Below are 25,157 nucleotides of genomic sequence, written 5' to 3'. Positions count from 1 at the left end.
AACATATACATACATCCTACTTTATAACCCATTGCATAATGAAATTTAATGAAGGTTCGGAGTTTCTACTTGTACACGCGGAGTATTCCAAGTGTCAAACCATTTCTTTGTTGCTGTTATAATGATAATAATGCCTAAGATTAGCATAATAATGGAAAGCACTGCATTTAACACATTATAGCCAACTGCCTCTGGGTTTAAATAAACATTTTTCACCATCCAATATCCTGCGTAATTTACTGTTACAAATAAATAAGCCATCGGGATAAGGCAAGTGAGCATATATCTTCTTTTATCAGCCATTTTTAAAATCACGGTTGCGCCAATAATAAGTCCGATTGTTGCCATTAGCTGATTGGATACCCCAAATAGTGCCCAGACAGAGCTGATATCACCTGAGAATAATAGATATCCCCACATCACACATGCTAGCGCACTGGCAAAAATGGAGCCAGGCAACCAATCGACCCTCTTTAGTGGTTTGTAAAACTCGCCTAAAAAGTCTTGAATCAAATAACGTGCCGTTCTTGTACCAGCGTCGATTGCAGTCAAAATAAATACTGCTTCAAACATGATTACAAACTGAAAGAAATAAGAAGCAAGATGAGAAAACCAAGAGATTTCCGTGAATATATAGGACATTCCAACAGCCAATGTAACAGCTCCACCAGTTCGGCCTTCTAAATCAATCCCGATTTCACGACTTAACTCTGGTAAATTTGATACACTCATTCCTAGTGTCTGAAATACCTCTGGAGTTGAATTTATCGCGAAGTAATCTCCAGGATGTAAAGCGGTTGCAGCAATCAGTGCCATAATTCCAACTAAACACTCAACAAGCATGGCTCCAAAACCTACGACTTTAATATCGCTCCATTTATCGAGCATTTTTGGGGTAGTTCCAGATCCGACAAATGCATGGAAGCCAGAAATAGCGCCACAGGCAATGGTAATCGAAATAAACGGCCATACTGGTCCTGCAATTACTGGTCCCCCTCCGTGTACGAATTCCGTAAACGCTGGAAATTCAATGGCGGGATTAATAATAAAAACACCAATGATAAGGGCAATAAACACACCTATTTTCATAAAGCTACTTAAATAGTCTCTAGGTGCCAAGAGTAGCCACACAGGAAGTGCCGCTGCAAAAAATGCATAGATTGGAAGAATGATCGCAAGTGTTTTTGTATCAAGGGTTAGCCAATCTCCAACTACTGTTTCTTGAATCATTGGGCCAACAAACACACCAATCATTAATAGAATAAATCCAATTGTTGTACATAATTTCAGATTTCCTGTCTTTTTATAAAATATTCCTACGCCCATTGCAATAGGAATAGTAATCCCCACAGAGAATGTGCCCCATGGATTTCTTTCCAGAGCGTGTAATACTACCATGGATAGACCAGCCATAGTGATGGTAATAATAAACAGCATAGCAAGCCCTGTGCAAAAACCAGCAACAGGTCCGAGTTCTTCCTTTGCTACCTCGGATAAAGATTTTCCTTTTTTTCTCATACTAGCAAATAGCACAACTGCATCATGGACAGCACCACCGATTACAGCGCCTATCAATAACCATATTAGCCCAGGTAAATAGCCGAATTGTGCAGCAAGAATAGGTCCTACGAGCGGTCCTGCTGCAGCAATAGCTGCGAAATGATGACCAAATGTGACCCACTTATTTGTAGGTACGTAGTCTTTTCCATCATTTAATTCATGAGCGGGAGTTTTTTCTTTATCGTTTAGCTTTAATACCTTTACAGTCATAAAGGTACCATATAAACGATAAGCAATCATCAAGATACACGCAGATGCTATTACAATTGTAACCGCATTCATATTTATCTACCTCCTTTAATGCTATTATTATAAAAAATGAAAAAGGAAGATAAGTCATTTTCATGACAGAATGCGGGGATTTATATATGAGATGCAAAAAATAACAGATAAAATACAATGATTTTATCTGTTAGGTTCGACTAAAAAATCATCTTTGTTAAAAACCGAATAACTGCTTAATCTCTTTCGTATAATTTCTACTCAATGGCACCTTTTCCCCATTATTCATACATAATAAATAAGTAGAGTTAAACCATGGTTCTATTTCACAAATTCGTTCTTTATTTATTAAATAAGACCGATGGACTCTCATAATTGGACTGTTTATTAGCTTTTGTTCTAATTGACTTAAGGTAAATGTAACGATCATTTCCTCTTCATCGGTAACAAGTAATGTTTTTCCATTTTGTGCACTAATATAAACAATACAATCTACATCGATGATTTTAATTTTTTCGTTTGTTGAAATCGCGAGCTTATTTTTATGTATCGGAGAGTTAGTAAGTTTATTTCCTTGCCCTTCATTCCTCTTTCTTTCTCTTTTATTTACTAGTTTTATAATCGTTTGATTAATTCGCTCTTCTTCAAATGGTTTTAGAAGATAATCAAGTGCATTGACATTAAACGCCTGCAAAGCATATTCGTCATAAGCGGTAGCAAAAACAATTTCAGGGGCATTTCCATTTTCCTTAAGGTTTAAACGTTCGGCTAAGTTCATCCCGTTCTCTTCCCCAAGCTCAATATCTAAAAATATTACATCGATTTCAAGATTGTCAATATACTCTAAGGCAGTTTCAAGGCAATCGCATTCCCCTACTATCTCCATCTTATTACTTCTTTTTAACAGATAGCTTAGTTCATCTCTAGCCAATGGTTCATCTTCTATAATTAATGCTTTAATCATCTGCTCCCCTCCAGATTGCTGGCTCGTTAAATGGTATTTTGATCATTACCTTTGTTCCTCTATTCCACTCACTTTCAATGTTGAACATCCCTTTTTCTCCATAAATTTTTTTCATTCTCTCTTGTATATTCCAAAGCGCGGTTCCTGTGCCAGTGCTAGATGTTATTGTTTTTTGCCCAATCATATAAAGCGTATCCTCACACATCCCTTTACCATCATCTTCTGCAATCAGCACCATTCTATCCTTTTCTTTATGAGCAGATATCGTAATATTTCCAACATTTCCTTTTGAAAAAGCGTGGCGTATCGAATTTTCAACTAAAGGCTGAAGGGTAAAAGGGGGAATTAGTACCTTCTTTAATTCAGGATCGACTGACTCTTTCAAGATGAACTTATCTGGAAACCGTGCTTCTTCTAATGCTAAAAAAGCATGCACATGTTCTAATTCCTGTGTTAAGGGAATTAACATATTTTTGGAACCTTGTATATTACTGCGAAAATAAATACTCAATTTTCGAATCATTTCCCGAGCTTTCTCTCCATCTGTGCGAATTAGTGCTGATATAGTATTCATGCTGTTAAAAAGAAAATGGGGATGAACCTGTGATTGCAATGCTTTAATCTCCGCATCTTTTAGTAGCCTTTGCTGAAGCTCTGCCTCTGCTAATTCCAGCTGTAAAGAAAATAATTTACTTAAGCCTTCCGCCATTGTGTATTCTACTAATTGAATGTTTTTGGGATTAGCAAAATAAAGCTTCAATGAACCAACTATTTTATTATTCGCTTTTAAGGGTAATAAAATAGCAGCATAGAGAGGGCAATCTTGATTGTTGCATTGAATTTCGTCTTTATTTTTGGCTACTAATATATTACCTTCTCTTAACACTTTTTCTGTAAGTTTTGTAGAGGTTTTATCAAGGGGAATGTGATGATCCCTTCCTAGACCCTCATGTGCTAATACAATCGATCTATTTGTAATGGATACTGCATCTGCGTTTGTTGCTTTAAGCATAATTTTAGCAACCTGTTTACTTGATTCAGGATTTAGGCCTTGCCTAAAGTACGCTAGTGTAGATTGTGCAATATTTAAAGCGATATTGGTTTGGGCTGCTTTCGTTTTTTCCTCTTCTAAAAGAATATTTTGTATGATATAAATGAAAATTAACATCCCAAATCCATTGATGACAATCATCGGAAAAGCAATGATTTTGACTAGTTCGAGTGCAAGAGCTAATGGTGATGCGAATAAAAGGATGAATGCCATTTGAATTATTTCCATCGCTATGCCGATAATAACAGCCTTGCTGGCTGAGTCTTGCTGGATAGAATACTTCCTGCCGAGGAAACCGGTAACTATCCCTGCCATGATCGTTGATAATCCACAGGCTAGCGCGGTAAATCCGCCTAGTGTTAAGCGGTGAAGACCGGCTATTAATCCCACTCCAAGACCTACTAAAGGACCTCCAATCATGCCACCAATCGCAACACCCATAATGCGCGTATTTGCAATCGCGCTTGATACATCTAGTTCATGCTGCCATGTATGTGTACTTATGCTTCCTTTTAAAATTTCTACCCCGGTATAGTTGCTAATAATCCCGAACAAGCCAAAGAAAAGAATTAAATAGAGCTTATCCTGCCATTGTGATTCCTTATGGATAATCGAACGGAAAATCTTGATTCTTGATAATAAGAAGGCAAAGATAACTAAAATACCGACTCTTTCAATCATTAGTGGAAGTAACTGTAACAATGAATGCCCCACCCTCCTATTTTACTCCCCATCATTATAGTAAATTACAAGAATTATAGAAAGCCTTTTCAAAAGTTTGTGGCTAAATGCCTATTTTGTGCTTCGATTTCATTATATGATATGATTACTTAATAGGACGTGAAAGGTTGGTTATAATGAATGGCAGGGAAAAAATATTATGTTGTATGGAATGGAAGAAAACCTGGGATTTATCGTACGTGGGCTGAATGCGAAAAACAGACAAAAGGATTTAAAGGAGCAGCTTTTAAATCTTACCAATCACTTGAGGAAGCAGAAAAAGCCTTTAATCAAGGAGGGAGTTTTGGTCAAAAAGCGGCGAAAGGCTCTTCCTCTAAAAAACAGGCTAACACTTCCTTAGAAGCAATTGATGAAAATAGCATATCTGTAGATGCAGCTTGTAGCGGTAATCCTGGGTTGATGGAATATCGTGGAGTCCATACGAAAACGGGAGAAGTTCTCTTCCACTATGGGCCAGTATTTGGAACAAATAATATTGGTGAGTTTTTAGGAATCGTACATGCGCTAAGTCTTTTGCAAAAACAAGAAAAAAATACGACCATCTACAGCGACAGTATGACCGCTCTTTCTTGGGTTCGAAATAAAAAAGCAAACACTACCTTAGTGCGAGACAAGCGAACAGAAGAATTATGGCAATTAATCGAACGTGCAGAAAAGTGGTTGAAGGAAAACAACTATTCCAATAAGATTTTAAAATGGGATACGAATAAATATGGAGAGATTAAGGCTGATTTTGGACGAAAATAACTTCACGATTATGTAAATAACAAATCTATTAATCGATAATAGAAACTATACGCATCTAGGTATATAAAGAAAAAGAACTTGGAGATTATGCTAAGCTCTTTTTCTTTTTGTGGGTAAAATTTTTCCAATTAATTTAATTGTCTATATAAATAAGTTAAGCTAAGTTAATTTAGAAGAGACTAGAAACAAATATTTAGTATTTTTTTACTAATTATTCGCATGAATCTGATAGTATAATAGAATAAGCTTTATAAATGATTGTAATACATAGGAGTGAATGTCTTTGTCAAAGAAAGTTTATTTTAACCATGATGCAGGAATTGATGATTTAGTTTCCCTTTTCCTTCTACTACAAATGGATGAAGTGGAATTAATTGGTGTCTCCGTCATTCCGGCAGATGGCTATTTAGAGCCTGGTATTAGTGCAAGTAGAAAGATTATTGATCGATTTGGTAATGGAGCAATTGAAGTTGCTAGATCCAATTCTCGTGGAGTGAATCCTTTTCCAAAAGAATGGAGAATGCATACTTTTTATGTAGATGCACTGCCGATTTTAAATGAAAGTGGCGTAGTAACTGCACCTGAAAGCGTTCTTCCTGCACATGAACATTTAATTAAAGCTGTCAGAGAAAATCCGGATAAAACGACGCTTTTATTTACTGGCCCGTTAACAGATTTGGCAAGAGCATTAGAAATTGCCCCAGATATTCAAGAAAAAATTGAAAAATTAGTTTGGATGGGGGGAACATTCTTAGAGGTCGGCAATGTGCAAGAGCCGGAGCATGATGGAACTGCGGAATGGAATGCTTTCTGGGATCCGTGGGCAGTATCAACAGTATGGGCTAGCGATTTAACGATTGAAATGGTGGCATTAGAAAGTACAAATCAAGTGCCACTAACTCTTTCCGTACGAAATAATTGGGCATCATTAAGAAGATTTTCAGGCGTCGATTTCATTGGGCAATGTTATGCTGCTTGTCCCCCTCTTGTGCATGTGGAGACAAACTCTACCTATTATTTATGGGATGTTTTAACCACTGCAACGATTGGAAAAAAAGAATTGGTTAAAATGAAAGAAGTGAAATCCATTGCTTTAACAGAAGCTCCTTCCCAAGGTAGAACCTTACTAAGTGAAGAAGGTCGTCCTGTTTCTGTTGTATATGATGCAAATCGGGATGCGTTTTTCGAATACATTACAGGTTTAGCAAAGCTTGCGAAAAACGATTAATGAAAAAGGACCAATTTCCCTTCCATTATGTTAATAGGAGGGAAATTGGTCTTTTCTATATAACCATATCTACCTCAATGGCTGTATAGGTGTTTCTTCCTTTTTCTTTTGATTCATATAGTCCTTCATCCGCTTTTAAAACTAATAAGGAAGGAGAAAGTTCTTCTTTGGGAATGATTGTTGCAATTCCAATACTTGCAGTAAGGTATGGACCAACTTTCGAGAAGTTATGCTCTATTTGCTTTGCAGCGAGTTTGCTCTTTCATTCATTTGCTACTTTGACTGCTTGAGAAGAGTCTTTATTTATAATTAGTTGAGTACTTTAACTCCTTGTTGTTGCTTTAAAATAAAGTTTAATCAAAAATACCTCCCAAGCCAGCGTTTTACGATAAATAAAAGAATCAATTTTGAAAAAAGATTGATCAAAATTGATTCTTATCCAACAGATTTAAGTTTCGGTTTTATAAAAAAGTTTGATCATTTTCTATGTATTTCTCCACAATCACGCCCTTTTCTAGAACAATTATATAACCTAAAATTCTTCATTTTTAATTTTGCTCTTGGAGATCCCCCAAAAAAAGAGTCCATAGAATAGACTCTTAAAATCGAGAATTAATTTTCCTGTAACTCTTTCACTTTTCTGTAAAATCTTATCTTTTTGTCTCCTGTCGGAGTCAATGATTCTCATTATGAGAATCAAAAAGCATTAGATATGCAAAAAACTCAGATGTTTCTTGATTAACATGAGGTGTGTCGATTCCACGTTCAATAATCATATCAACTTTTAGTTCTTCGCAATTGGAGGTTATTGCATTTAACTGGGATTCAATAATGACAAGTATTCTTTCATTATCAGATGTAATCCCCATATGATTGTAGTAATGATCACTTTTTTCATTTCTTACTACTTCATACGAAATGAAATTTAAGTTATCCAAGTTAGATTTTATAGGGTCGTTTTTGTGTACATTAATATAGTTAAGCATTGTCATTTTTAAGAAAATAGCTTCGGATTCTGATAATTCTGTTTCGACAATATCTAATTTTTTTTGAAATGCGGAGATAACGTCATTAACTGATTGTAACGGTCGAATCTCATGGGAATATTGCTGCTTCAAATATGCTTTGTACTCAACATGGTCCACGTAATCACCTCATTAATATAAGAAATGAAAGATGCTCTAGAGAACATTTCGATTCTATTTCAAAATTATCATTAAATTTATACAAGCCATTATTACTCCTGCCATATATAGACGGAAGAAAAACAACTTTTTATTCGAGGTGTGCTGGATTCCTATAAAGACACAATAAATATTGGTATAGATATTCTCCCTATCCACCTTAAGTATTCAGGAGTGTTCGGAAAAAATTCTCCATAATGATCTATTATCATAGCTATTAAGGCTATGATTTTCAATATAGTCGTAGACATCCGTAAACATCCTTTTATAATGCTATTGTACAAATCCACTAAAGCTACTTGGTGCGTCAAATTCTAAAAAGTATTTATCGTTTGCTACTGCAGGGTATAAAAAAGCAACTAATGTATTACCTGATTTCACAGTCCAAGAATTTACATTGCCCCATTTGTTGTACCTTACTAATTGCACCTTTAATGTACTACTATGGTGGTTTTTCACTTCAATTCTATATTCCTAATCAGGCTTTATAAGATTAATAGTTATTCCTATATTTTGAATGATAATATAATATACAGATAGAGTATAATATGAGGTAAAATATGTCAATTATCATTATTAATATTCTGAATAAAATGTCAATTAATACTCATATCCCTGTGTGATATTCTTCAAACTATAGTATAAATATGGCACTTATCTAAATAATTGGAAGGGAGAAATGAAATACTTAGAGATAGACTTTCCTCTTAAAGTCAAATAGGAAAAAGACGATATTTCTAATCCTTTTTACAAAAAGAATCAAAAATATCGTCTAGAGTGACAAATCAATATTCTGCCAATGTCTCAATAATACGATCTTCTATTTCTTTTCCTTTTTCTTCATCCACGAGATGATTTAGTAAGATGGAAAAGATGTATTTTTTTCCGTTTGTACTTTCCATATATCCAGATAATGTGCTGACAGAGGTGAGGGTTCCTGTTTTTGCTATAACCTTCCCTTTGGTGTTTTCTCCGTTTAATCTATTTCTAAGCGTACCTCCTACCAATCGTTCCTCCATACCTGAAACAGGTAATGCTTGACTGAATGTTGCAAACCAAGGTTCTGCTTGAACTTCGTATAAAAATAGACTCAAATCATTAGCCGAAATATAGTCTATAGGAGATATACCAGATCCATCGCGAATAAGCATCTTGTTTGGGTCCAGTTGAAAAGCAATTAATTCCTCTTTTAAAACCGCTAATCCTTTTTCAAAACTCCCTTTCCCTTTCTTAACAACCCCCATTTCTTTGATTAATGTTTCTGCAATCGTATTATTACTCAATTTCATAAAAGGAATGAGTAATTCAGAGAGAGGAATCGAAGCATGGGTGGTAATAAGGGAGGCTATTTGTGGAGTTTTTCCTTTTTGGACTGCACCATTCCATTGTATTCCTTCTTTCTTTAATGCTTGCTGGAATACGTCTAATGTATACTTCGTAGGATTATCTACTGAAACCCACTCTTTTTTTAGAGAAGTAGTAATAGGTAGTCTCCCAGTAACAGTGACCACTTTACTATTATGTTTTCTCTCCACTTTCAAGCTAGTCCCAGACTCTTTATCCCCTGTTTTCACCATATTTTTTATTTTTATTTCCGATGTTCTAGGAATACTGTTGATTACGACAGGCTCGCCAATATTTTTTCCAGGCTTTATTTCCAGTAATACGGTCCCAGCGTCATATTCTTTATTTGGTGATAAGGTTAAAGCAGAAATCGGCGCTCCATAATAGGTTGATTCATCACTCCATGCTAAATCAACGGAATATGGCGTGTCATCATACCAAGAATCATCACCAATGATGTTACCATCAATGTAACGGATTCCTTTTTGCTTCAGTTCTTTTGCCATTTTTTCTAAATCAGTTGCTAGTAGACTCGTATCTCCATTCCCCTTTATGTACAAATTTCCTTTCAAATGCCCATTTACCACTCTACCATCTCCATAGATTTCCGTAATAAATTGATAGTCCTCCCCCAATACTTTTAAGGCAACGGCGGATGTCAATAACTTCATATTGGAGGCTGGTGTTAATCGTAAATCACTCATATGTTCATAAAGGATGTTGCCAGATTCTTGATCGCGTATGCTAATTCCTGCAAGACTTCCTTTCAGATCAGGTTCTGATTGTAAGAGAGATTCAAGTGCAGTGGATATCGTTGCTTTTTTATGTGTTTCTGCTGCTAAAGCCATTGGAGAAAAAGCATTTGGTGTGCTGCCAGATAGGAAAATGGAGAATATCAAAATTTGTAATATTCCCTTTTTCAAAAAAGCCATTTTCTCACTCCTTATTATATGATGCTTTCCACCATGGATAAGTTGGGTGTTAAGTGGACTAAAGGAATAGTCTGTCCAGTTTTTTGAAAATTACTCCTAATATATGCGGAAAAATAGTTAAAACTGACATCCTGGACAATAAAAACTTTTTTTAGAAGAGATTTTAATTTTCTTTATTTTATTCTGGCAGCGTGGACATGCTTCTCCTTCTCTATCATATACTTTGCAAATATCATTGTAGCTCCCTGTTTTAGTATCACCTAAATAGAGTGGATGTTCCATATATCCCCCTATATTGGTTGCTAGTGTCAGCATGTTCTTTATGGAGCGAAAAAGATTTTTCATTTCAGGCTCCTTTAAGTCTTCTAGTTTTCTTGTTGGCAAAAGCTGTGCCTCATAACAAATTTCATCTGAATAACAATTGCCAATCCCAGCAATAAAATGTTGATCAACTAATTTAAGCTTTAAATTTCCTCTCTTCGTGTTTATAGTTCTTATAAAGAGCTCCTCCGTAAATGTAGAATTAAATGGCTCAGGTCCAAGCTCTTTCAGTTTTTCTTTACATTCTTCTAGGGTAAGCAAATGAAGATACCCTAAGCGTAATCCGATAAAATATAGATGTTTTTCTCCAAATGAAAATTGGATTTGAATCGTTCGTTTGGGCTTCTCTTCTTCTTTTCCGTAAAACATCCATCCACCAAGCATTAAATGAAGCAACAAGATTTTTTGATTGGATAAATGAAAAAGTAAATGTTTTGCACGTCTTTCGATTCGTATGATGGATGCATTTTGCATTTGATATAAGAAGGCAGAAATCGGAATATTTATTGATTTTTCACGATTTATGGTAATAGCAGTAATCGGGCGGTTGACAATCAATTCACTTAATAATATTTTGTAGTTTTCCATTTCTGGTAGTTCAGGCATAGTATCCTCTCCTTTATCGCTTCCTTCTTATTTTTTCCAGATGAATGGAAAATATTATAAAAAAAGCCATAGTCAAGAATTGCAAATTTACAATGTTAAGGGAATTCTCATATTATAGCCCATTTTCTCAACATTTATATTTGAGAAATTGGGCTTTTGTAACCGTCAGTTAACTTTAAACACTTTTTGTTGCATTGAAGTTAACACTTTGCTGGAAATTAGAACGTGTACATTGTCACTTTACATACAGCCTCTGCGGATAAGTTGATGAGCCATGAAGCCGGATGCACCAAGATATCTGGCTCAGCCAAATTAGGCTCTCCTGCTCTTCTCTCTAAATAAAGTTCTCGTCATTACTGGAAAATAGTGTTCAGTCTTATTCAGCATTTTTGGTAAGAAAGTGTTCATTTCTACTTGGTGGTTACAGATTTTTTTCGTTGCTTCGTTAAAGCCTGGTCTTAATTATTCAATTTCCTAAAATCATCACTATAATTGGGTGGAGTAAAAATAAAATTATGTCCTTCGCTTAACATTTTTAATCACTACTTTACAATGGGGAATACTTGACATGCTGACCATACTGTAACTTAAATCCTGATCGGCTACTTCATAATCCACTCGATCCACAAGAATTAAGACGCACTTTCATAACTTCAATCGTTACCCATTCTCCTCTACTTTCAATAGGTCCATTTAATGATTGGCTGCCATCAGCATCTTCACCCTTTATTTTAATATGCTTCTATAATATAAAGAGCATCTATCAGAGTTGGAGGCAGAGATAGTTGCTCTTTGTATTGAAGAATATAAGATTATCAATCTAATCTATCCCTGGTATCGGTGAAAAATCGCTGAAACGATTATTTCAGAAATTGGAGAGATAGATTGGTTTAACCAATCAAAAATTTGTCCCATTAGCTGGAGTGGATCCTGAGGTGTTTGAATCCGGTAAATTTTAATCTACTATGGTTCGTATTACAAAACGTGGATCAAGTAGGTTGCAGCCCTCCTTATATATGGCTGTATTCGTTATTGTCGTAAACAGAAAACAACTGATGAAATTATCCCTAGAAACAAAAAATTAAGAGCGTTATTCACCAGCAAATCAAAGACCAAATAAAAGATGCTATTTTCAAAGGAGAGATTGGTGAGGGTGATCCTCTCCCATCTATTCGAAATTTTGCCCATGACTTGAAGGTAAGTGTTCTTACTATTCGTCGCGTTTACGATGAATTAGAAGAAGAAAGGTTTATTACAAGTCAAGTGGGAATTGGTACTTTTGTCTCTACCGGCAATCTTGAGCTGATTCGAGACTCTAAACGTCATCTTGTTGAGCAAGTAATGCTTGAGTTAATTCAAACTGCAAAGACATTGAGAATTACTAAAGAAGAGTTAAATGAAATGATGAATATTCTATATGAGGAGGATGGACAGTGAGTAGCATTTTAGAAGTAACAGGGCTAAATAAATCTTATGGAGATTTTTCTCTTTCTGATGTTAGTTTTACTTTAGAGGAGGATTGCATTACAGGGTTTATTGGTATCAATGGAGCAGGGAAAACAACTACAATACGGACAATACTTGGACTTGTAACAAGAGCATCAGGTACTATTAAATTCTTTGGAAAGGATATGAACAAATATGAACAGGAATTAAAGGATCGTATTGGGATTGTTTTGGATGATGGAGGCTTTTATGATGAATTGTCAATGGCAGAAATGACAAGCATTATATCCCCTGCATATTCAAGATGGAGTGAACAAGATTACAAAACCTTTATGGAACACTTTTCCTTAAACCCACGCCAAAAGATTGCCACCTTATCAAAGGGGATGCGTATGAAATATTCATTGACTTTAGCACTTTCCCATCAGGCGGACTTACTGATAATGGATGAACCTACAAGTGGATTAGACCCCTTAATCCGAAGTCAGCTTATGGAAAATCTTGAAAGATTATATGAAACAAGGAGGTAAAGGGGTTTTCTTTTCGACGCATATCACTTCTGATTTAGATAAAGTTGCAGATATGTTAATTCTCATCAACAATGGTAGGATTTTATTTGAAGAAGAAAAGGATATTCTGATTGACACTCACCGTTTGGTAAAAGGCGATATAAAGGATTTGACTGATGAAACCAGAAACTTGTTCTTGAATATTCAAGAAACAGAATTTGGTTTTTCGGGTATCACCAATCAATTGTCGAAGGTTCAAACAAACATGCACGACATTCTGATTGAAAGAGCTACAATTGAAGATATTATGCTTGGATACATAGAAAAGGAGACAAAAAATAATGTTATTACATCTCGTTAAAAAGGATATTCTCCTTGTCAAGAAATACTTACTATTTATGTTGCTTGTAGTAATTGCTTTCCCACTATTTATTATGGCTCGCAATCCTGAATTTTTAGGTTTTAACAACTTTCTAATTTCAGTGATTTTTACAGAATTTATGCTCTATCAGTATGTATCGATTGCAGAAATGAAATACCCTAAAGCTACCGCGTTACTTTGTGGTACGCCATATTCTCGCAGCATGCTCATAAAGGCAAGATATGCTTTTCTTCTTTTGATTTTTACCTACTGCTATGTAGCATATACCGTATTAGCACTGTTCGTGCCTAAAGTTGAATATCTTACCCTGTTAAGCACACTTACTGCTCTGCTGATTTCGACAATATTATTTGGCGTATATACACCCATACAGTATAAATTAGGTTATGAAAGAACAAAGTATTTCTTCTCAATTGTTATTGTAGCAACACCATTTATCTTGCCGGCACTATCAAACGTAGATATCAGACTCGATTTTATTGAACTATCTGCAATGTCTATGTTAGCTAAATGTTTGATACTGATTGTGGCTGTTATTGCTATTCTTTGTATCTCTTTGATTGTATCCATAAAGATTTATTCAAAAAAAGATTTATTATAACTGTTAAAGAAATATTATCAAAAAAGGAGGAAAGAGAGTATGCCCATTTTACCAACACCAATAGTAATACTTCTTGTATTATTTCCCTTTATATATTTTGGTTATAAGTTTTATAGAAATCATAGAAAATAGTAAACTTGAGAAATTGTTACCGTTAGGTGGGAACATATTAATTTACGAGGTGGATACCACTTTAATTTGGAGAAAATAGTATCCTTAGATTCTTTAAGAGCACTAAAGTATTCTTAACGTTGTTAAAAACAGGCTTAGCGTTGTAAACCCGTATTTAACTGAAGGTACCCATAGATTACTCTTTATGCATCACTTGTTTCTCAATTCGATAACCAAGTGCTTCTATCGCATATTGGATGCCTTGCTCCAATGTCGCAAATGTTTGAATATGTTTTATATCCACACCAGAATTAATTATTTGCATGCTTAATGAAGGATTAATACCAACGAGAACACATTCTCCTCCGATTAATTCGATTGCTTTCACTAAGCCCTGAAGTCGAAAAATGATAAAGGAATCAAATTCACTAATTCCAGTTAAATCAAGCAACAGGAAGCTTGCACGGCGCTCGGAGAATTCTTTTAATCCTTTTTGCAGTAAATCTTCAAAACGCTCATCATTAAATTTACCAATTAGGGGAATTGCTATTATTCCTTGCATAACAGGCATTACTGGTGTCGAAAGATGTCTAATTAAAGTAGACAATTCTTTCGTGCGCTTCTCTACCATTTCTTCTAATTCATTTATGTAATTTGCTTCTTTTCCTCTCGCTATTTCATGGACATTATGGTGTGGTGTATTAGATGATACGAATATATTCATTTCATCATAATCCGCTCCACTTGATTGTGTTTTTGTTAACTCATACCACATATTCTCTTGAAATAGACCACTGAAAACACCTGCCCAATGACTAGGTAATAAAACAGCAGATTGGTTAGGATTCAGAGATTGAAATATCCGATGTTCCCATGTGTTTTTCAACTGCACTTTAACAGTTTTCGCTTCTTTATTAAAGGAGGTAATTGTAACATTTCCCCAGCCGGCACTGGAATAAATTTCACTGTATTTCTTGATAACTTCCTCGATTGTAAAACGATTTTGATAATAGTCATTTACTAGGAGACCCATGCGGAATCCCGTCGTTTCAAAGACAGCATTGGAAGCATCCGGTCCGGAGATTTCCATAATCGTACTTAAAAAAATTTTAAATGCATTATCCCAAAACAAGAGTGCTGGCGCTCCATCAAAATGGAAAACACCATCCTTCTTATTCCATGAAAATTCACTAGAATTAATCTGAACTATTTGATTCGCTTCTTCTGACATTTCTCTCCCTCACTTATAAAAACGATTATATTTCTATTTTTTCTACACCTTAAGCAGTTAAACTTCCTTGTAATGCAAATAAAAATGCATATGCTAGTTTTAATGCTTCGCCAATTTCCATGTTTTTGTGAAAACTGTTGACTTTTTCTAAAGAGAAATTAACATCCCATATGCCGTCATTTCCATTAAACATTAGTTGGTAATTAGTCTCATCTCCGCTTAAATGCTCTTCCATAAATGAACGGATTTCTTTTTCCTTCTTTTTTGGAGCTTTTAACCCACATAATACTTCATAAGTTCTAAAGACGGAATCTACTTCTAATGACAGAGAATCAACTCCAATAACCTCGAATGCCTTTGTTTCCACATAGAGATATACATCTATATTTTTTTCAAAGTATTGAACTTCTTCCTTTAAGAAAATGGCATCGATATTTTCTTGTACGACTTCGTCCGTTTCTTTATTCGCAAGCTCCATATATAGATCTGAAAAACGCTCTGCGGTGGTTCCTACAACTATATTGTCCTCTGTAAGTAGTTCTTCTTTTCTAACATAATTCAATTCTTCTTCAAAAAGAACAACTTTTCCTTCTTTTTGTGCTTTTTCTAGATGATTTTTCATTTCCGCTTTTAACAATGGAATGAGCTCCTTTCGATGTTATATTCCTATTTTGGCTAACAAATTTATCTTTTTCCTGCTCGCTTCTTTGGTTTTGTCCGTTTTTTAGCAGGTGATTGGAATGTACTTGAGTTCTTATTGCTCTCTGAAAAACGTTTTCGTTTGTTATCATTACTTTGTCTATCAGATCTAGATGGACGAGATGTCTCTCTATTATTTTTAGGAGAACCTTGCTTTTTGTCCTTTTTTACTTGAGGTTTCGTTTCCAGCTCTTTTTTATTTTTGTCTGTCTTTTTAGGCTGTTGTATTTTTTCTATTTTAATAGCCAATTGTTCCTCAATAGTGTCTAATAGGTCTCTATCATCAGAGGAATAAAAGGTAACTGCATACCCTTCTGTTCCTGCTCTACCCGTTCTGCCGATTCGATGCACATAGCTCTCCGCATCCTGTGGAATATCATAATTATAAACATGTGTAATACCATCAATATCCAATCCTCTTGCCGCAACATCTGTAGCAATTAATAATTGGAATTTTCCATCTCGAAAAGCTTTCATTACTTGCTCTCTTTTTGTTTGCGACAAATCTCCATGTAATTGGCCACAGCTAAATTTATTTGCGAGCAATACTTCATATAATTTGGTCACACGACGCTTTGTTCTGCAAAAAATTACGGCCATATAGGGATTCGCTTCCTTAACTAAGGTCATTAACGTTCCTTGTTTTGCACGATCAGTTGTATGTATGCTTACTTGCTTAACCGTCTTTGCAGGCCCTTGTTTTGCTTCTACTGTAAAATATTCGGCATTTTTCGTATATTTTTTCGCAAGCTTTTCTACTTCCTTTGAAATAGTTGCAGAAAATAACATCGTTTGTCTCGACTTAGGTATATGTCTCATGATATAGCTAATCTCATCTAAAAATCCAATGTGAAGCATTTGATCTGCTTCATCTAATACAAAATAAGAGATTTTACTTAAATCAACCGTACCGCGTTTGATATGATCAATTAATCTGCCTGGTGTAGCGACTACTATTGATACATCTTTTTGTAAGACTTTCAATTGCTTGTCCACATCCTGCCCGCCGTATACAGCTAGCACCTTTATTGCCTCTTGTTTCATTTTCATGATTTCATCGGTTATTTGAATGGCTAGCTCTCTTGTGGGTGTTAAGATTAGTGTTTGAATGTGTTTTGCATCAGTATCCAATTTTTCTAATATCGGCAATACAAAAGCAAATGTTTTGCCTGTCCCCGTTTGTGCTTGGGCAATTAAATCTCCTCCTTTTAGGAGTGGTGGAATGACCTTTGCTTGAATGGGGGTTGGCTGTTTTATTCCTTGTTTTTTAAGTTTTTCGATGGTTGATGAAGACAATCCGAGATCTGTAAATGATTGCATTGTTTCTACCTACTTTCCTTGCGCTAATATAGCGATTCCCATTTATATATTTTGGCTTTTTCTGAAGAAATTATCAAGCGACCATAAATAAAGGCTACAGGTAGATTTGAACATGCAAACTCTACTTGTAGCCTGACATATGCTTATATTAATAACGATTTAATTCTTTTATAATTTCCTCTAACGCATTTTTGCTTTTGTTCTGTTGCATTTTTTCAATCATTAACGCCCTGTTGCGTTGAATTTCTTTAAGGGTATGAAGGAAATGGTCTTTCGTTAACGACTCTTCTTCTATCATATAGGAGTAACCATTTTCCGTAAAGACTTTGCCATTTAATATTTGATCGCCTCTACTTTGCTGTTTCGTTAACGGAATAATGACCATGGGTATCCGTAATGCTAGAAATTCAAAGATAGAATTCGATCCGCCTCTTGTAATGACTACCTCCGTCGCTGCTAAGATATCAGCTAATTCCTCATACACATACTCAAATTGCTTATAACCTTTTATCCCTTCATGCTCTTCTGAAAGATTGCCTTTGCCACATAGATGGACGATTTGATAGGTTTGCAATAGAGTATCTAAATTATTACGAACGACTTCATTTATTTTTTTTGCACCGAGGCTCCCGCCCATAACGGTAAGAATCGGTTTTTGACTAGTAAAGCCTAGAAATAGCTTCCCTTTCGCTTGTGAACCAGAGAGTATTTCTTTTCGAATCGGAGAACCTATCGCTTTACTTTTTTCTGTAGGAAGATATTGCAATGTTTCTTCAAAAGAGGTGAAGATTTTCGATGCAAATCGCACAGATAATTTATTGGCTAATCCTGGTGTTAAATCACTTTCATGAAGAATGACAGGTATCTTTAATTGACGGGCTGCAATGACAACAGGTACGGAAACAAATCCACCCTTTGAAAATACGACATTTGGTTTGATTTTTTTCAGTACTTTTCTTGCATCATAACAGCCTTTTAATACTTTAAAAATGTCTTTGACATTTTCTTTTGATAGATATCTTCGAAGCTTCCCACTTGAAATCGAGTGATAAGGAATATCAATCTTTTCAATTAAATCTTTTTCGATTCCTGCTTTGCTGCCGATATAGGAAATATCCCAATCTTGTTTATTTAACTCATTAATGATGGCAATATTAGGGGTAACATGTCCAGCTGATCCCCCACCAGTAAACACAATTTTTTTCAAAATGTATCAGACTCCTATTCTTTTTATCCATTTTCGCAGCGAAAAAGCCAGATGTTACCATAAGGAATCTGGCTTTTCATTAATCTAGTATATGACGATTACACTAATTTCAGAATCTCTTCAATTGCATATGCTACGCCACTCTCGTTGTTGCTCTTTGTAATATCGCTTGCTCTTTTTTTTATCTCTTCTGGAGCATTTTCCATCGCAAAAGATCTTGTAGATACTTCAAATTGGGTTACGTCATTACCGCCATCCCCAAAGGAATAAACTTCATCAAAGGAAAGATTTCGCAAGTTTTCATATCGTCTAATCGCTTTTCCCTTTTGTGCTTCACTTGACGTGATTTCACAGTTATTTGGAAAAGAAGATGAGAAAGAAATTGTATCATGTTTTTTTAAAGCCTCTTTCACTTTATCAATTTTATCCAATTGTGTTTCATCAACAACTGCGATTAATTTATAGATTTTAACATCTTTTAATTGAAGAATCGCTTCATAATCTTGTTGATCGAAAAGTGCTTGAATCTCATCCCAAGCTTTCCCTCGAAGCATTGGCAAAGTCCCTGGAAATCCACCTTGATTCGTATAGACAAGCACCCCAACCTCTAGGCTTTGTAATGCTTTGAGCAAGGTTTGATATAACTCAAGCGAAATTTGTGTTTCATAAAGCAGGTTTCCCGTTTCATCATACATCATACTGCCATTTAGGCAAAAAATCGGAAGCTCTAATTCTTTAACGCCATCTACTTTAATAACATCTGCGTATTGGCGTCCTGTATTTAAAATCACATCAATATGATGCTCCTTTAATTTTTGGATAACATTTCGATTTGCTTCTGAAATTTGATGATGGTCATCTAATAAAGTACCATCTAAATCAATGGATACACATTTCATTTTTCTTTTCCCCCTAGCAATTCCAACAATGATACTTTCTTTATTTTAGCATATATTTTCCCTTTCTTTGTGATTATTTACTGCTTGTATCTAAAGGTTCTAATATAGCTTCTATGTCTGCACGTTTAGTCTCTAAAAATGGTGGGAGTGCAAGTGATTCTCCCAAATGTTCTAGAGCTTCATCTGTAGCGAATCCAGGTCCATCTGTAGCAATCTCAAATAAGATTCCGTTCGGTTCTCTAAAATAAAGGGATTTAAAATAGTATCGATCAACGAAGCCTGAATTTTGGAACCGTGATTCATTTATTTTTTCAATCCAAGTGTGTAGTTCTTCCTCATTATCAGCACGAAAGGCTACATGATGTACCCCCCCTCTTCCTAGTCGCTGTACTTTTAAATCGGTCCGTTCCTCTAGATGGATTTCCGCGCCAGACCCCCCCTCGCCTGTCTCATATACTTGTATAGATGGCTGATTTTCGAAAGTGGATGGATAGGTATCTTTTAAGCGAAAGCCAAGTAAATCGGTTAATACACGAACAGTAGCCTCTGAACGACGTACCGTTAATTGAACTGGCCCAAGACCTGTGATTGCAAATTCAGTTGGAACTGAGCTTTTATCCCATGGACTGCCTGCTTTAACGAAGGGATCATGCTCATCTGACACAAGGAAAAATCGTTGTGTCTCAAAGTCTCTAAATTCCAATGTCAGCCGTCCAGCTCTTTCTGTTATATCTCCATGGTTGACACCAAATCATCCAGACGTTTTACCCAGTAATCTAACGCTTTATCACTTGGCACTCGCAAAGAGGTTGCTGAAATGCTGCTTACCCCTTCTCTGTTAGGAGCCATATGGGGAATTTCAAAAAACGTGAGCTCTGTTCCAGGATTTCCTTGTTCGTCTCCATAAAATAGATGATAGACAGAAGGATTATCTTGATTGACTGTTTTCTTTATTAAACGTAATCCTAGTACCTTTGTGTAAAAGGCATAATTTTCTTTCGCTTTCGCTGTCATAGCAGAAACATGATGAATTCCTTTTAAATTCATAGAAGTCCCTCCTTCAAAATATGTATAGATGATATATAAATCCAATACTTAAGCATTTGTAACCAAGAAATAGTTTTCGATATAGGAAATTTACTCAAAGCGAAAAAAGGCATCTGCTTTTCATTCTAACAATTTTTTTCTTCTTTAGAATGTTAGCGAAAATGATGCCCTTTCATTATATTATATTTGTATATCAAGTTGCACGGGACAATGATCGCTTCCCAATACATCACAATGGATATTTACATCAGTGATATTGTCTATTAATTGATTGGAGACGATAAAATAGTCAATTCTCCACCCAATATTTTTTTCTCTTACCTTTGCCATATAGCTCCACCATGTGTACACATCTGTTCGTTCAGGGTATAAATATCTAAAACTATCTACAAAACCTAATTGTAGTAAGCTAGTCATTTCCCCTCTTTCCTCTGTTGTAAAGCCGGAATTCCCAATATTAGGCTTCGGGTTTTTTAAGTCGATTTCTTGGTGAGCTACATTTAAATCGCCACAATAAATCACCGGCTTCATTGCTTCTAGTGATGTAATATATTGCTTTAGTTGTTTTTCCCATTCTACTCGATAGGATAATCTGCTTAAATCTCGCTTTGAATTTGGTGTATATACATTCAATAGGAAAAAGTTTTCGAACTCTAAAGTAATAGCTCTCCCCTCTAATTCTTCAAAGTCTTCTCCAATGCCATATTGGACAGAAAGAGGCTTTTCTTTAGTAAAAACAGCTGTTCCTGAATAGCCCTTTCTTTCAGCATAATTCCAAAATTGATGGTAGCCTTCTAATTCTAATTTTATTTGTCCTTCTTGCAGCTTTGTTTCTTGAAGACAAAAGATATCTGCATCTATTTGCTGAAAAAAATCCAAAAAGCCTTTTTTAACACAGGCTCTAATTCCATTAACATTCCAAGTTACTAATTTCATAAAAATACTCCTAACTATATCAATCTTCTAATTAATAAGAGTATCATGAAATGGGTGTTCGTTAAAGGATTATATCTTGGAAGAAAAGGCTGTTAAATTTACGAGCTTATCTCTAAATAATTTAAATAAGTAGGAATGTCCTATGCATCTTTCCCTACCCAATACCTAATAGTGGAACTACTCTATTTTCTTCATAACAATTCAAACTTCTAACCATAAAGGGAGATTAGCGCCTAGTTATTTAATTGATTGGATTCTGGATAGTGTAACAATAATGTTTCGTTAGCTAATTCCATCTGTTTACAATACGCTGCGTAAGAATTACTTAATTTTTTCATTGAGGGAATAAATACTTCATAATAACCACTAGCTTTATTAAACTCCTTAAATATATGATGAATTTTATAAATGGGAGAATTCTTGTATTGCTCGGATTTTTTGTACTCCAAGTATCGCTCAATTGCTTCCTTGTTTTCTGTTAAAAATATAGTAGGATTTTCAATAGATTGTTTTGTTCTTTCCAACAATTCATGAATATTATCTGTTTTTACATCTTTTGTACTTTCTAATAAGAACAATTTTAAGTCCTCTGTTAATGGTAATGTAGGCACATTATCTAAAAACGATATTATTTCTTCATACGCCGACTGCTGCACAGAAGTTGTGATAGGCTCGTTCAAAAAACGTGCAAAATGCATGCAAATAAATCGACCATAGTAGTCCGGAAATGCCTCCAATATCTTTTCTGTTACAGTTGCATGCTGTTCTAATGTTCTTAGTTCCTTGCTTATATCAGAATAATCTTTATCAAAGCTTAGTTGGTCCAGAAGAGATTTTTTCTCTTGATCCCTCTGTATAGCTAATTCTTTCTGTACGGATATCTTTTGTAATGTGTTATTTGTTTTATCGGCAAGGACTAACTTAATTTCTAATGTGCTAAGCCCCAGTTTTCGTAAAACATAAATTTTCCTTAAACAAATTAGATCATTTTCGTTAAAATCACGGTAACCATTATCCAATATTTTAGGACATATCAATTTTTGTTCTATATAATATTCAATAGCTTTTTTAGTCAAATTTGATAATTTCCTTGCTTCATTAATTAACATACTATCACCTCTCAAAATAAGCTTAATCTGACACCCAAGGGGATAGTCAATAAATATTTTTAAATGATCCTTGTTTCCCTACTATTCAAAGATTTTCCCAAAGTTCCTTGTAGTAATTCATTCACAAGAACACTCCAATAACGACTTAAATATACCATGTTCGGAGGACATTAAAAAGCAGTTACTTGTAGACAGAAAAAAGCCCTCCGTTGTTAAGGAAGGCGCATACTCGTTTATATCCAAACGTATAATCGTTAAAATGACATTTGTTCATTCTTTAGTGTCAACTTTTTTTATAGTCAATTTCCTGTTTATTTACATAAATAAAGACGATGTTAGCGATTGTTAGCATCGTCTATCTAGTTCGTTTCAAAAAAATTTAATATTTTTTATGTGAATTTATTAGGGATAAAACTGCTTAAATTGTGAATATAACACGGAGACATTATTAACAAATACAAGCTCCCACAATGATTAATAAAATAAACAACACGACAACTAAAACAAAGTCATTCTTTTGATATGTTGGCCCACAATAACTGTAAGCAGGTGCTGTGTAGGTAGGGAAAGATGGAGCATTCATAAAAAAAGCAGGCGACGTGTTAGGCTGAGGTGGAACATTCGCACCTTGAGTTGGAGATGCATTTACGTTAGCATACATTTTCATTCATCCTTTCTTATAGTTAGGTTATCACTATATGATACTCTCAAAAATGAAAATGGAGCCCGTCTATTAAAAAATGGGTATGTACCCATTCATGAACATGATATTTACGGAATTGAAAAACTGAATCAGCCTTTGAACAGATATCCCAAATGTAGTAGATATTTCTGATATCTTTGAGTGGATATGGAACTGTAATTATGATGCACAACGGGTAGTTGGGGTTTGAAAGCAATACTTCTCGTTTGCCCTTTTGCTAATCTTGATAATTTGGTAAATGATGGTCTTGTCACCAAACTTGTCAGGACAGCAGAACGATTACTTCCCGGTATTCTCCTTTTATTAAGTACCTGAGTGATTTCTTGATTCGTCTTTATGGAAAAGCCATGCCCGAAAAATCTCCCATCTTCAAGCATAATAGCATTTAATCCTCTAAACCAAGGTGTTGTTAAATCAAAGTCTGGATTTTCAAAGTAAACAATGTCACCAGGTAAAAAACTACTTGAATGAAACGTAACTAGACCGAGGTCAGTATCCACATGCCAACTGTAAAGATAAAGATTTTGAAAATAAGCATTGAATAAATTTTTACCGATAGTCTGTAATGTAGCATAGTAATAAACTATGACAGAAGCAGTTGCGCATTCAAACGCATATAGCGAACTGTTCTTATAAATATCCATAATGGCATCAGATGGTTGCACATCTGATCTCAGCAAAAACCCACCAGCTATCGTTAATTGCCAATAAGCAGGATTGCACCGTGCTTGCTCGAAAATTGTAAACTGAGCCTCAGTTTCATTCATTTCTTTTGCTCCATTAATGATATTTTTGCGCATTCTAATTTCGAACTGCAACTCCTCTAAAGAAGGATAAGAAAAGATGTTATGATCATCATGCATATACTGCAAGATAGCTTTTTCCATGTGCTCCAATGGCCAATTATCTTGAGGTTGAAAGGTTGTTCCTGCTATTTGTATCATTTGCTCCTCCATTCACACTTTTTTTCTTCTGGTGGGTATAAATCTAAGGTATTCTCTTTACCTCTTAAAAATGTAATGGTAATTGCATATTGAGTGGCAAATTGCAGTTTTAGATTTAAATGAAGTAAATTCTTCCATTAATTTTTGCTATATTCATTCTATTTTATTTAATGAAAAATAAATCCTAAATAAAAATAAGGTGATACTTCTTTCAAGCATCACCTAAAAAATGTTATTTAGAAACATGTAAACGAAACAATTCTTCTTGTGTCAATACCAAATATAACCCAAAATCTTCCATTCCATCTGAAGCCAGCGACAGATCTAGGACCTATTATAATAGGATAAACCCAAAATCCTTGACCATTACTTAGCCAAATAAAGGTATTACGAAACATACATAAGCTAATTGCACCTGGATCAATAGCAAACGGTGAAGCAACGGCTTGTTGAGGAGTAAATGGTGGAGGAGGAGCCGTTGGAGCTTGGGAAGGCTGAAATCCAGGTCCTGGAATACCAGGAAAAGCTGGAGCTCCTCCAAATCCAGGTCCTGGAGGAGATGGAATAAGGAAATTCAGAAATTGTCTCTCTAATTGTTGATTAGCGTTTATAGCAGGATAAACTTCATGATTAGACATTCAAACATAACCACCTTATATTTAATAAATCTCTAAAGTATTGTATGTTTTCCTGTATTTTGTGAAGCTTATTCGCTGTATTAAGGACCGCCCAATCTACAGAAAATTTTTTGCAACTACCAATATGTGTTTAGTCATATATTCCAATAAAAAAAGCTAAAAAGATGCAAAATTAAGCCATGCATGTTTTTAGCTTATTCATAAGTTCTCATCCTATATATACACTTTCACATGTTCCTGCCTTTGGTTCATAAAAACAGTGTTGTTTAAATTGCCCGGTAAAAGGTTGGTCATACCATGTTGGAGGACAAGCTCCGCTAGGATTAAAGTACCATAAAGCAAATCTTGCCGGATGTTCTCTCCAGTATTTTACATTTTGAAGTGAGTATGAGTAAAATGTTTGTGGGAGAATAAATATCCTTTTTGTCTAGTTGGGGGACGAGTCCCCCAACTAGACAAAAAGGCCACCAAGCGA

General features: G+C 35.1%; 22 protein-coding genes and 5 pseudogenes. 6 read left to right on the top strand and 21 right to left on the bottom strand.

Annotated features, from left to right (window positions below; all coding sequences use genetic code 11):
• Positions 1-45: 45 nt before the first annotated feature.
• From cstA to ACTNDN_RS08410, 3 genes are all read right to left on the bottom strand, one after another.
• A complete protein-coding gene (gene cstA, locus ACTNDN_RS08420) occupies positions 46-1,842 on the bottom strand; it encodes a carbon starvation protein CstA (RefSeq protein WP_031539928.1) in 1,797 nt (598 codons plus the stop codon).
• A 157-nt stretch (positions 1,843-1,999) separates the two neighbouring features.
• Positions 2,000-2,746: a LytR/AlgR family response regulator transcription factor gene (locus tag ACTNDN_RS08415; protein ID WP_031539929.1), complete on the bottom strand. Its 747-nt coding sequence runs from the start codon at positions 2,744-2,746 to the stop codon at positions 2,000-2,002.
• Positions 2,739-4,499: a sensor histidine kinase gene (locus ACTNDN_RS08410; protein ID WP_031539931.1), complete on the bottom strand. Its 1,761-nt coding sequence runs from the start codon at positions 4,497-4,499 to the stop codon at positions 2,739-2,741. The genes ACTNDN_RS08415 and ACTNDN_RS08410 overlap by 8 nt, the downstream gene beginning before the upstream one ends.
• Positions 4,500-4,658: 159 nt before the next feature.
• Between ACTNDN_RS08410 and ACTNDN_RS08405 the strand changes: the two genes are divergently transcribed.
• Together ACTNDN_RS08405 and ACTNDN_RS08400 are read left to right on the top strand one after the other, a co-directional pair.
• The gene (locus tag ACTNDN_RS08405) at positions 4,659-5,285 is read left to right on the top strand and encodes a ribonuclease H1 domain-containing protein (protein WP_031539932.1); all 627 of its coding nucleotides are present in this window, start codon (positions 4,659-4,661) and stop codon (positions 5,283-5,285) included.
• A 283-nt stretch (positions 5,286-5,568) separates the two neighbouring features.
• Positions 5,569-6,513, top strand: a complete 945-nt coding sequence (locus tag ACTNDN_RS08400; RefSeq protein ID WP_441131062.1) for a nucleoside hydrolase — start codon at positions 5,569-5,571, stop codon at positions 6,511-6,513.
• Positions 6,514-6,568: 55 nt separating this feature from the next.
• On the opposite strand, the pseudogene ACTNDN_RS08395 reads toward ACTNDN_RS08400, so the two are convergent.
• The 6 genes and pseudogenes from ACTNDN_RS08395 to ACTNDN_RS08370 all read right to left on the bottom strand — a co-directional run.
• Positions 6,569-6,760, bottom strand: a pseudogene (locus ACTNDN_RS08395) (diguanylate cyclase domain-containing protein); the annotation flags it as partial.
• A gap of 427 nt (positions 6,761-7,187) precedes the next feature.
• A complete protein-coding gene (locus ACTNDN_RS08390) occupies positions 7,188-7,658 on the bottom strand; it encodes a hypothetical protein (protein WP_109767230.1) in 471 nt (156 codons plus the stop codon).
• A 152-nt stretch (positions 7,659-7,810) separates the two neighbouring features.
• Complete coding sequence (locus ACTNDN_RS08385; protein WP_231512594.1) at positions 7,811-7,909, bottom strand: conjugal transfer protein TraX; 99 nt, start codon at positions 7,907-7,909, stop codon at positions 7,811-7,813.
• Positions 7,910-7,970: 61 nt separating this feature from the next.
• Complete coding sequence (locus tag ACTNDN_RS08380) at positions 7,971-8,156, bottom strand: hypothetical protein (protein ID WP_031539376.1); 186 nt, start codon at positions 8,154-8,156, stop codon at positions 7,971-7,973.
• Positions 8,157-8,482: 326 nt separating this feature from the next.
• Positions 8,483-9,973, bottom strand: a complete 1,491-nt coding sequence (dacB, locus tag ACTNDN_RS08375) for a D-alanyl-D-alanine carboxypeptidase/D-alanyl-D-alanine endopeptidase (protein WP_349205016.1) — start codon at positions 9,971-9,973, stop codon at positions 8,483-8,485.
• Positions 9,974-10,090: 117 nt separating this feature from the next.
• Entirely contained in the window at positions 10,091-10,900 is an 810-nt protein-coding gene (locus tag ACTNDN_RS08370) for an Fpg/Nei family DNA glycosylase (RefSeq protein ID WP_349205015.1), read from the bottom strand.
• A gap of 724 nt (positions 10,901-11,624) precedes the next feature.
• On the opposite strand from ACTNDN_RS08370, the pseudogene ACTNDN_RS08365 reads away from it, so the two are divergent.
• The 4 genes and pseudogenes from ACTNDN_RS08365 to ACTNDN_RS08350 form a co-directional block, all read left to right on the top strand.
• Positions 11,625-12,011: pseudogene (locus tag ACTNDN_RS08365) on the top strand (transposase); the annotation flags it as partial.
• Positions 11,981-12,337 (top strand): GntR family transcriptional regulator, encoded by a 357-nt coding sequence (locus tag ACTNDN_RS08360; RefSeq protein WP_031539380.1) that lies wholly within the window; start codon positions 11,981-11,983, stop codon positions 12,335-12,337. The pseudogene ACTNDN_RS08365 and the gene ACTNDN_RS08360, both read left to right, overlap by 31 nt.
• Positions 12,334-13,216: pseudogene (locus tag ACTNDN_RS08355) on the top strand (ABC transporter ATP-binding protein). Before ACTNDN_RS08360 ends, ACTNDN_RS08355 begins: the two are co-directional and overlap by 4 nt.
• Positions 13,197-13,838 (top strand): ABC-2 transporter permease, encoded by a 642-nt coding sequence (locus ACTNDN_RS08350; protein WP_349205014.1) that lies wholly within the window; start codon positions 13,197-13,199, stop codon positions 13,836-13,838. The pseudogene ACTNDN_RS08355 and the gene ACTNDN_RS08350 overlap by 20 nt, the downstream one beginning before the upstream one ends.
• A 307-nt stretch (positions 13,839-14,145) precedes the next feature.
• Here ACTNDN_RS08350 and ACTNDN_RS08345 read toward each other — a convergent pair whose 3' ends face one another.
• The 12 genes and pseudogenes from ACTNDN_RS08345 to ACTNDN_RS08290 all read right to left on the bottom strand — a co-directional run.
• Entirely contained in the window at positions 14,146-15,180 is a 1,035-nt protein-coding gene (locus ACTNDN_RS08345; protein ID WP_251628277.1) for an STAS domain-containing protein, read from the bottom strand.
• Positions 15,181-15,229: 49 nt separating this feature from the next.
• Complete coding sequence (locus ACTNDN_RS08340; RefSeq protein WP_349205011.1) at positions 15,230-15,817, bottom strand: branched-chain amino acid aminotransferase; 588 nt, start codon at positions 15,815-15,817, stop codon at positions 15,230-15,232.
• Positions 15,818-15,864: 47 nt separating this feature from the next.
• The gene (locus tag ACTNDN_RS08335; RefSeq protein WP_031539384.1) at positions 15,865-17,199 is read right to left on the bottom strand and encodes a DEAD/DEAH box helicase; all 1,335 of its coding nucleotides are present in this window, start codon (positions 17,197-17,199) and stop codon (positions 15,865-15,867) included.
• Positions 17,200-17,347: 148 nt separating this feature from the next.
• Positions 17,348-18,406 (bottom strand): undecaprenyldiphospho-muramoylpentapeptide beta-N-acetylglucosaminyltransferase, encoded by a 1,059-nt coding sequence (locus ACTNDN_RS08330; RefSeq protein WP_031539385.1) that lies wholly within the window; start codon positions 18,404-18,406, stop codon positions 17,348-17,350.
• Between the two features lie 98 nt (positions 18,407-18,504).
• Positions 18,505-19,305, bottom strand: coding sequence for a Cof-type HAD-IIB family hydrolase (locus tag ACTNDN_RS08325; RefSeq protein WP_031539386.1), 801 nt, complete (start codon positions 19,303-19,305; stop codon positions 18,505-18,507).
• A 73-nt stretch (positions 19,306-19,378) separates the two neighbouring features.
• Positions 19,379-20,352, bottom strand: a pseudogene (locus tag ACTNDN_RS08320) (ring-cleaving dioxygenase).
• Positions 20,353-20,532: 180 nt separating this feature from the next.
• Positions 20,533-21,288: an exodeoxyribonuclease III gene (locus ACTNDN_RS08315; RefSeq protein ID WP_031539388.1), complete on the bottom strand. Its 756-nt coding sequence runs from the start codon at positions 21,286-21,288 to the stop codon at positions 20,533-20,535.
• A 233-nt stretch (positions 21,289-21,521) separates the two neighbouring features.
• Positions 21,522-22,397, bottom strand: coding sequence for a MerR family transcriptional regulator (locus ACTNDN_RS08310; RefSeq protein WP_251628281.1), 876 nt, complete (start codon positions 22,395-22,397; stop codon positions 21,522-21,524).
• A 448-nt stretch (positions 22,398-22,845) separates the two neighbouring features.
• A complete protein-coding gene (locus tag ACTNDN_RS08305; RefSeq protein ID WP_031539391.1) occupies positions 22,846-23,058 on the bottom strand; it encodes a YjcZ family sporulation protein in 213 nt (70 codons plus the stop codon).
• Between the two features lie 131 nt (positions 23,059-23,189).
• Complete coding sequence (locus tag ACTNDN_RS08300) at positions 23,190-24,044, bottom strand: protein-glutamine gamma-glutamyltransferase (RefSeq protein WP_035416681.1); 855 nt, start codon at positions 24,042-24,044, stop codon at positions 23,190-23,192.
• 236 nt (positions 24,045-24,280) lie between these two features.
• Positions 24,281-24,682, bottom strand: coding sequence for a collagen-like protein (locus ACTNDN_RS08295; protein WP_235252415.1), 402 nt, complete (start codon positions 24,680-24,682; stop codon positions 24,281-24,283).
• A 208-nt stretch (positions 24,683-24,890) separates the two neighbouring features.
• Positions 24,891-25,061: pseudogene (locus ACTNDN_RS08290) on the bottom strand (cell wall hydrolase); the annotation flags it as partial.
• Between the last annotated feature and the right edge of the window lie 96 nt (positions 25,062-25,157).

The organism is Niallia sp. HCP3S3_B10, assembly GCF_052064465.1.
In the GTDB taxonomy this organism is placed as follows: Bacteria; Bacillota; Bacilli; order Bacillales; family Cytobacillaceae; genus Niallia; species Niallia hominis.
This window is presented reverse-complemented; position numbering and strand designations above follow the sequence as displayed.

What these genes read in the sequence shown, in the direction of transcription:
- ACTNDN_RS08415 (WP_031539929.1), bottom strand. Translation starts at nt 2,746, where the DNA reads ATGATTAAAGCATTAATTATAGAAGATGAACCATTGGCTAGAGATGAA.
- dacB (WP_349205016.1), bottom strand. Translation starts at nt 9,973, where the DNA reads ATGGCTTTTTTGAAAAAGGGAATATTACAAATTTTGATATTCTCCATT.
- ACTNDN_RS08335 (WP_031539384.1), bottom strand. Translation starts at nt 17,199, where the DNA reads ATGCAATCATTTACAGATCTCGGATTGTCTTCATCAACCATCGAAAAA.
- ACTNDN_RS08405 (WP_031539932.1), top strand. Translation starts at nt 4,659, where the DNA reads ATGGCAGGGAAAAAATATTATGTTGTATGGAATGGAAGAAAACCTGGG.
- ACTNDN_RS08385 (WP_231512594.1), bottom strand. Translation starts at nt 7,909, where the DNA reads ATGATAATAGATCATTATGGAGAATTTTTTCCGAACACTCCTGAATAC.
- ACTNDN_RS08300 (WP_035416681.1), bottom strand. Translation starts at nt 24,044, where the DNA reads ATGATACAAATAGCAGGAACAACCTTTCAACCTCAAGATAATTGGCCA.
- ACTNDN_RS08305 (WP_031539391.1), bottom strand. Translation starts at nt 23,058, where the DNA reads ATGTATGCTAACGTAAATGCATCTCCAACTCAAGGTGCGAATGTTCCA.
- cstA (WP_031539928.1), bottom strand. Translation starts at nt 1,842, where the DNA reads ATGAATGCGGTTACAATTGTAATAGCATCTGCGTGTATCTTGATGATT.
- ACTNDN_RS08315 (WP_031539388.1), bottom strand. Translation starts at nt 21,288, where the DNA reads ATGAAATTAGTAACTTGGAATGTTAATGGAATTAGAGCCTGTGTTAAA.
- ACTNDN_RS08350 (WP_349205014.1), top strand. Translation starts at nt 13,197, where the DNA reads ATGTTATTACATCTCGTTAAAAAGGATATTCTCCTTGTCAAGAAATAC.
- ACTNDN_RS08345 (WP_251628277.1), bottom strand. Translation starts at nt 15,180, where the DNA reads ATGTCAGAAGAAGCGAATCAAATAGTTCAGATTAATTCTAGTGAATTT.
- ACTNDN_RS08325 (WP_031539386.1), bottom strand. Translation starts at nt 19,305, where the DNA reads ATGAAATGTGTATCCATTGATTTAGATGGTACTTTATTAGATGACCAT.
- ACTNDN_RS08370 (WP_349205015.1), bottom strand. Translation starts at nt 10,900, where the DNA reads ATGCCTGAACTACCAGAAATGGAAAACTACAAAATATTATTAAGTGAA.
- ACTNDN_RS08310 (WP_251628281.1), bottom strand. Translation starts at nt 22,397, where the DNA reads ATGTTAATTAATGAAGCAAGGAAATTATCAAATTTGACTAAAAAAGCT.
- ACTNDN_RS08295 (WP_235252415.1), bottom strand. Translation starts at nt 24,682, where the DNA reads ATGTCTAATCATGAAGTTTATCCTGCTATAAACGCTAATCAACAATTA.